Raw genomic sequence first — 7164 nt, 5'->3', positions numbered from 1 at the left:
TTCGATCATATTCTTAACCTCCATTAAATTGATGAGATTAGAATACCTGAAAAATGAAGGCTAAAACAGATACCCGGTTATTTGACGCTTACTCCATTCCTATTTCTATATTCACAATAAAAGCCACCATCCACTTCAGATGATGACTTAAGTTTTAATATTAAAGGGTGTTTATGCCTAATAAATCACACTGAGAAGCAACAGAGTTTATTAAATTAATTATAATTTACTCTTACTACTTACATAAAATACTTTTCGGTTGGATATCTATAAGTAACCTCTTTTCCTTTTATTAAATTATGAAATTTCATTGCAAAAAAGAGGTCATGAATAGCTATACCGTAGTTATAAACTAAAATTCTTTCTTCATTATTAACTCTGCCTGCAGTTTTTTTGTTCAAAACATCTGTTACATTTGCTACTGATTTAAACTGATCAAAATATTTAAATCCTCTAATTTGAGCAATTTCATCAGTAAATACTTTATCAAAAAATAAATCACAATTTTGAAATCCCATTGTACAAATGGGAATTACAGTTACGCCTTTTTTAAAACATTTATCTGGTGCAAAATTACTGTCTGCCTTAGTAACTGCAGATATTACTACATCTGAATTTTCAATAACTTCTTCATAAGTATCACAATAAATAAAATTAATATTTTTCAAATATGAAAATTTTTTTGCAAATCTTTGTTCTTGATTATGATGTTTATAAAGCTTAATAGTATATGTTGTATTTACGTCAAATCTTGCGACTAAAGCTTTAAAACAAACTGTCATTATATTTCCTAAGCCAATAAGACCATATACAGTTGAATTTTTTCTAGCAAATAACTGAGCAGAATGCGCTGCTACAACCCCAGTTCGTAATGTAGTAATATATTCTGCATCCATTACTGTTTTTAAAATTCCAGTTTCTGCATCATACAACATAATGTCGCCCATCATTGATGACCGCTTTTCTCCAGGTTTTAAATTATGTCTTCCAATCATTTTTACCATCGCAAGAGAATGATACAAAACTGGCATTATATTAAAATAATTTCCATCAGATTGAGAAATTCTAGATTTAGGTGGCATTATAAAATCTGATTTATTTTTTAAAGCAAATTCTACCCATTGATACCACTCATTAGGATCCATTTTTTCAGCATAATTTTTAATTGTCTCAAAATCTATAACTTCCATTTTTCCTACCTATGATTAAATATTATTGGTAATAAATATATTGCCAACGCTAACACTGAAACTGCAATTGTAGAATATTTCCATACAAAATATTCATGATCTATTTTCTTTTTCTCATTATCAGTTGGTACTTCAACTTTTCCAATTTCCTTTTGAGTTAATACAACTTTACTTTCATATTGATGCTTAATCGAGAAAGCATATATTAAAGAAATAATTGCTATAATTACAGCAGTTAATAATGCGATTTTATCTGCAAAAATCAATATTCCAATATATGCAATTACTGTTATAGCCACACCAAAGTAACCTAATGGTGCTTTGTAAGGTCTTTTCATATCTGGATATTTTTGTCGTAAACCTACAAAAGCTAAGCATCCAATAATGTAGCAAACCGCTAACGATATTAAAGACACAGAAGCTATATAATCAATCGAATTAGTTAAAATAAGAATAAAGTTTATCAACCCAATAACCACAACCGCAACATGTGGAGTTTTATACTTAGGATGAACCTTTCCCATAAACTTAGGTAGTGCCTTATCTTGAGCCATAGCATAAATATATCTTGCTGGCGCAGCTATTCCAGGATTAATCGTTGATAGATCTCCACCGAATGCAATACCAATACATAAAAGAATTAATGGAAAACCAACTAACCCGACTAGCTTTAATCCTTCAGCATATGGTGCTGTAGCCACGGATAATACAGAATAAAATTTATGAGGAACTAACCCCACCAAAAACCATTGAAATAATGCATTAACTGCAAATACTAAGAAAATAGAAAGTTTCAAAGCTCTAGGTAATGTATACTGTGGATATTTTGTTTCTGATCCCATTGATACACATGTTTCGAATCCAGTATAACACCACCATACTAATCCAAAGATATACATCATTTCTTTGAACGAAGGCAAAGAATTCATAGCAAATCCACCAAAATATTCAAAGTGGACCTCAGGTATCATATAAAGAAACCATAATATGGAACATCCCCAAAAGAAGAATACAAAAGCAGTTTGCGCCTTTCCAGATATTTCAATTCCTCTATAATTTAAAATTAAAAAAGCAGTAACTAATATTATAGCAATCCATCTTGAATCTATCTGAACTATCCAATTTAAATGAAATTGCTCAAGTAATATTTTAAAGTAATTAGCAAACGCTAAAGTCTCTCCAGCTCCAATTGCTACAACCGAAATAATATATTGCCATGCAGCAACATTAGCCCATATTCGGTTTAACCCATATTTAGCATAATTATAAGTTCCACCTGCCATAGGCATCATGGCTGACATTTCACCATAAATTAAGCAGGGCCAAATAGATATTAATAAAGCACCAAATGTAAAGGCAATAATCCACGGACCTACTTTGCCAATTTGAGATGAGCCTGTTGTAAATAAACCTACTCCCACCACTGTTCCTATGGTCATGCTAATAGATTCTTTTAAACCTAAAGCACGAACTACCTGATCATTATTTTTCATAATTATTAAAACTCTTATAAATTAAACTCTTTAATTACATAATCAGCATATTTCTGTGCCATTATTTTCCAATTGTTAAGAGACTCCCCCATATTGGCACCACAAGATTCTCTATACATAGCCCATATGTACCAATAATATGCAATAATCGCTACATATGCTAAATAATGAAATTCTCTTTCAGTATTATCCTTATCACCAAGATATTCTTTTATGAATCTTCGAGCGGTCTTAAAATCATACATTGCATCTACAATATAATAACCCACATCTATACCTGGATCTGAATATCCTGCATACTCCCAATCAATTAAAAGAACATGTCCATTAGGCTCAATCATCCAATTATGACAATAGGTATCACCATGACAAAAGCATTTTTCTATTCCATCACTTAAAGTATGTTGATACAACTTATAAATCTTAGTTTTTAAATCTTCAATATTTTTAAAATCATTGGGACTTTTTGTCTTTATAAGTTCCTCCATTGCAAGAGCATCTTCCCACGGTTTCATTCCATAATCTACTTTAGTTTTTGTGGAATGTAACCTTCTTAATACAGGAATTATTCTTTTACTATCTTCAAAACTATCATATTTCGGTTCTCTAAATTCAGGAATATATCGAGATATTTTCCATCCTTCTGTAGAATCCATATAAATATAAGTAGGATCTACGTCTAGTTCTTTGGCTATAATCAAAGATTGCTTTTCATTTTTTCTATTAACAACTTTTTCTGTACCAGTACCAGGGTGACGATAAACATAGTCTTTGCCTTTTACCCGAAACACAAATGATGTATTGGTCATACCTTCTGTAATAGGCCTAAAATCAACAATATCTTCTTCTTCACATCTAAAAATCAATTTAATATTACGCAAAATTTGGCTATGGGCATTATTTACAAATTTATTATCAAAACCTCGTAATTGATCAAAATAATCAAATTCAAAAATAGAATTTTCTGAATATTCTTTAAAATAATAATTCGGTAAAACTGATAAATTATCTTTTACCAGCCACTCCCAAAATTGATGATCATATTTTCCTATTGATTGGTCAGATTCTGCTAAATCAATAAATTTGTTTGAAAATTTCTTATTCCAAAATGTATGTCCTAATAATACGTTTCCACCTGATAAAGATTTCTTCATATCAATGATTTGATTATCATTGTCTGTAATAGCATACATTTCATCAATTTGCTTATTGCATTCATAACCAGCGTAGAAAGAATCGTATTCATATTGATTAAAAGGATTAGAAATGAAATATTCATCACATGGACAAACATAGGTATTCTTTAAATAATCTTTAGCACGGTATAAACTTTCAATATTATTTTTAGTATTATATTCTTCATTAATAATAAGTTTTACATCATACTTTTCTTTCAAATAATAGAACATTTCTTTTTTATAACCAAGGACTACTGTAATATCATTAATTCCTGCTTCTTTAAGTTGTTCTATTTCTCTTTCAATAAGCTTTTGACCTTTAACTTCAAATAAACCCTTAGGATATTCTAATGATAATGGAACTAATCTGGTAGCAATTCCAGCTGCAAGAATTACTGCATTATCTACCTTATAGGGTTTCAATTTGGCTAATCCAAATTTTGTTATACCAGATTTGTCATTTTCAATTAAATTATCTTCAATTAATCTTTTTATCAAACAGTGATTATTTAAAACTTGAGTTGTCTGTTTATCAATTAAAATGTCTTCTCTTTTGATTGATTTATTATAAAAAAAGTTTAATAATTTAAATTCATTAATATCCATTATATTCTCCAATATAAAAAGACTACAACGAACCTGTAGCCTTTTTATTATCTATTAGCATAACTAGAATCCAACTGCGCAAGCTCATAATAATTATCAATCTCTATTATATCAGACTTGTTGCAAGGTCGAACCTCTACTTGATAATCCTTACTATTCAGTTGTAAAGGTACTTGTTCCCAAAAAATATCTTTATCTTTACTTTCGGCAAAACATTTTGCCCAATCTTTATTTAATTTCTTACAATCCTCCGGTGTCCAGTAAGAAATACCATAATAATTCCAGCAATAAATATTGCCTTTTTGATAGTCTTTTATATGACCTGAGTCATCTAATTTAAAACTCCAATCATCAGTTTGAAGCGACCAAGATCCTAAAATATTACTAGTATACTGATACTTAGTAATAATATCTGGATTGGAAATATATAAATCTGCCTCACAAAGATATGCACCACTAACAAAACTATCTTTAGCCAAGATAGCTGATGAAATATTATTAAATTTATCATAATCTAAGTTATTAATAAATTTAATAAATGGATATTTGGTGAGTAATTCATCAAACTTTTCACCCTTATAACCACGGATAATTGTTATATCTTTAATTTCTGCTTTAACTAATGCATCTAAGAGTGTTTCAATTATTCGCTTTCCATTTACAGTTACCATCGGCTTAGGACGATCCTTAGTAGCAGGCATCATTCTTGAACCAAACCCAGCAGCCAGAATTGTGGCTTTTTTTACCTTATATGGATTCAATACTTGCAAGCCTTTTTCAGTTATCCCAAAAATGCCATTATCATTTTCAATCCATTTTTTATTAATCATATTTTCTATATCTTTAGTTATTTCTACATTTGAAATAATTAAAGCATCTGATAATTCACGATGTGTATATTTTCCTTTACCATTTTCTTCCAAAAATCTTAATATCTCAAATTGATATCTTGTTAATTCTGTAGTCATTTTATTCACAAATTTTATCCTTAATTCCTTAAATGCTTGACTAACTTATTTTTTAAAATAATAACTATCTAAAACCATATTCTAGAATAAGACTATCACTACATTGATAACATTACCCATTACTTTATCTTACTAAATCGATTCATTATATTTTTTAATATTTCTTGAATTAGTCTCTCTTTTAAAATTAATAAAGTTATTCCATATACACCAAAGTACACGATTCCTACACATACACAATTTATAAAACTAGATTTCAAAGAAAGAGTTAGACCACTAGAAAATAATATTGGAAAATGAACAGCATATAACAATCCCAATGCAATTAATGCAGCAATATTACCTATCATGAGCTTACAAATATTTTGCCAATCTATTGCATTGCGCAATCTATTTCTCAATACTATGCAGTGCGTTACAAATACACTACATTCTGCAATAACTGTTGATAAAGCTGCTCCTACACCACCAATAATAGGAATTATTATTAAATTGATCCCTGCATCGAGAACAGCACCAACTATAGATCCAACTAATACCCATTTCTCCATCTTTAGTGGAATTAACATTTGCCAAGCAGTTACACTACTCAATCCAACAAAGATAATAGCGGGAATTAAACATTGCAAAATTATTCCAGCTCTCTCATATCCTTTACCAGCCAATACAAAAATAACTTGATCGGCTTCTAAGAAGAAATAAATTGCCAAGGGGATTGATATTAAAAGTACAAAGTTAAATGACTTCCTAATTAATTCATTAAATTTTTGAATACCATTATGATTCAAGTAATAAGTAATGCGAGGTAACATTACTGCACCCAAAGAAGTAATAACACTAGTTAAAATATTCTCAATCTTTATTGTTGCTGAATAATATCCCACTTCTTTATTGCTGGTCATAAATCCCAACATTACTTGATCAAGATTAGTATAAATAACTGTCATTGCACTATATAAAAACAAAGTAATAATAGGCTTTAAATGTGGTTTAAGATCTAATGAAATATGAAAATTAAAACTAGCATAATCACGAAGTTTAATCATATTTAAAAAATTAGAACCAACATTACCTAACACGGTAATACCGGCATATATAATATAATCTTGCGGATTATGCACTAGAATAAACATTAATATTACTGCTATCACCTTAAAAGCTAGGTTTCTTGCAGTAATATAATCATATTGTTCTATACCTTGATAAAACCAATCTACCCCAAACGTAGTAAAAATTATTTGAATAGATGTTATGGCGATTAACGCTGCATCTTTTCTAAAATCAGGAACAATTACCACTAACAATAACAGTAATACATAACTTAATAAAGTAAATAGTGTATTTATTACCACTAGTTCAGTTAGTACTTTATTTAATTTCTCTTGATCATCACGAACTTCTGCTATCTTTCTTACACCATAAGATGGAATTCCCATTGCAGCTAACAATGAAAAATAACTAATAACCGATGCAGCAAACGCAATTTTACCATTTGGCGCAGGTCCTAATACTCTTGATACATAAGGAAAGGTAATCAAAGGAAATATAAAACCTGAAATAGTTAAAAGGGCATTCATAAAGAAATTGTATTTTATTGAATGTATTTTTATTTTTTTGCTCATAATATTTAATTTTAATCGTAAATTGCAATAATAAATTGAACACTTACGCTGTTTGATAGATTTTATCTAATTCTCTTTCGAAGATTTCATCTGGTGTGTGATATGCC

Annotated in this window: 5 protein-coding genes; all 5 read right to left on the bottom strand. The window is 29.4% G+C overall.

What is annotated here, in order from left to right:
• Positions 1 to 239 precede the first annotated feature (239 nt).
• The 5 genes from CP357_RS09180 to CP357_RS09160 all read right to left on the bottom strand — a co-directional run bounded on the left by CP357_RS09180 (position 240) and on the right by CP357_RS09160 (position 7057).
• On the bottom strand, positions 240 to 1190 hold the full coding sequence (locus CP357_RS09180) for an ornithine cyclodeaminase (RefSeq protein ID WP_098037136.1): 951 nt from the start codon (positions 1188 to 1190) through the stop codon (positions 240 to 242).
• A 5-nt stretch (positions 1191 to 1195) separates the two neighbouring features.
• Entirely contained in the window at positions 1196 to 2683 is a 1488-nt protein-coding gene (locus CP357_RS09175) for an APC family permease (protein ID WP_098037135.1), read from the bottom strand.
• A gap of 14 nt (positions 2684 to 2697) precedes the next feature.
• Entirely contained in the window at positions 2698 to 4467 is a 1770-nt protein-coding gene (locus CP357_RS09170) for a phosphotransferase (protein WP_098037134.1), read from the bottom strand.
• A 47-nt stretch (positions 4468 to 4514) separates the two neighbouring features.
• Entirely contained in the window at positions 4515 to 5435 is a 921-nt protein-coding gene (locus CP357_RS09165) for a phosphocholine cytidylyltransferase family protein (protein ID WP_143468456.1), read from the bottom strand.
• A gap of 119 nt (positions 5436 to 5554) precedes the next feature.
• Complete coding sequence (locus CP357_RS09160; RefSeq protein ID WP_098037132.1) at positions 5555 to 7057, bottom strand: flippase; 1503 nt, start codon at positions 7055 to 7057, stop codon at positions 5555 to 5557.
• Positions 7058 to 7164 lie beyond the last annotated feature (107 nt).

The sequence above is a fragment of the Lactobacillus sp. UMNPBX6 genome, assembly GCF_002553975.1.
GTDB classification, from domain to species: Bacteria; Bacillota; Bacilli; order Lactobacillales; family Lactobacillaceae; genus Lactobacillus; species Lactobacillus gallinarum.
The sequence above is the reverse complement of the archived record's forward strand: the minus strand, read 5'-3'. Positions and strand labels throughout refer to the sequence as shown.

Coding starts and splice junctions, on each gene's coding strand:
- CP357_RS09180 (WP_098037136.1), bottom strand. CDS start 1,190: ATGGAAGTTATAGATTTTGAGACAATTAAAAATTATGCTGAAAAAATG.
- CP357_RS09175 (WP_098037135.1), bottom strand. CDS start 2,683: ATGAAAAATAATGATCAGGTAGTTCGTGCTTTAGGTTTAAAAGAATCT.
- CP357_RS09170 (WP_098037134.1), bottom strand. CDS start 4,467: ATGGATATTAATGAATTTAAATTATTAAACTTTTTTTATAATAAATCA.
- CP357_RS09165 (WP_143468456.1), bottom strand. CDS start 5,435: ATGACTACAGAATTAACAAGATATCAATTTGAGATATTAAGATTTTTG.
- CP357_RS09160 (WP_098037132.1), bottom strand. CDS start 7,057: ATGAGCAAAAAAATAAAAATACATTCAATAAAATACAATTTCTTTATG.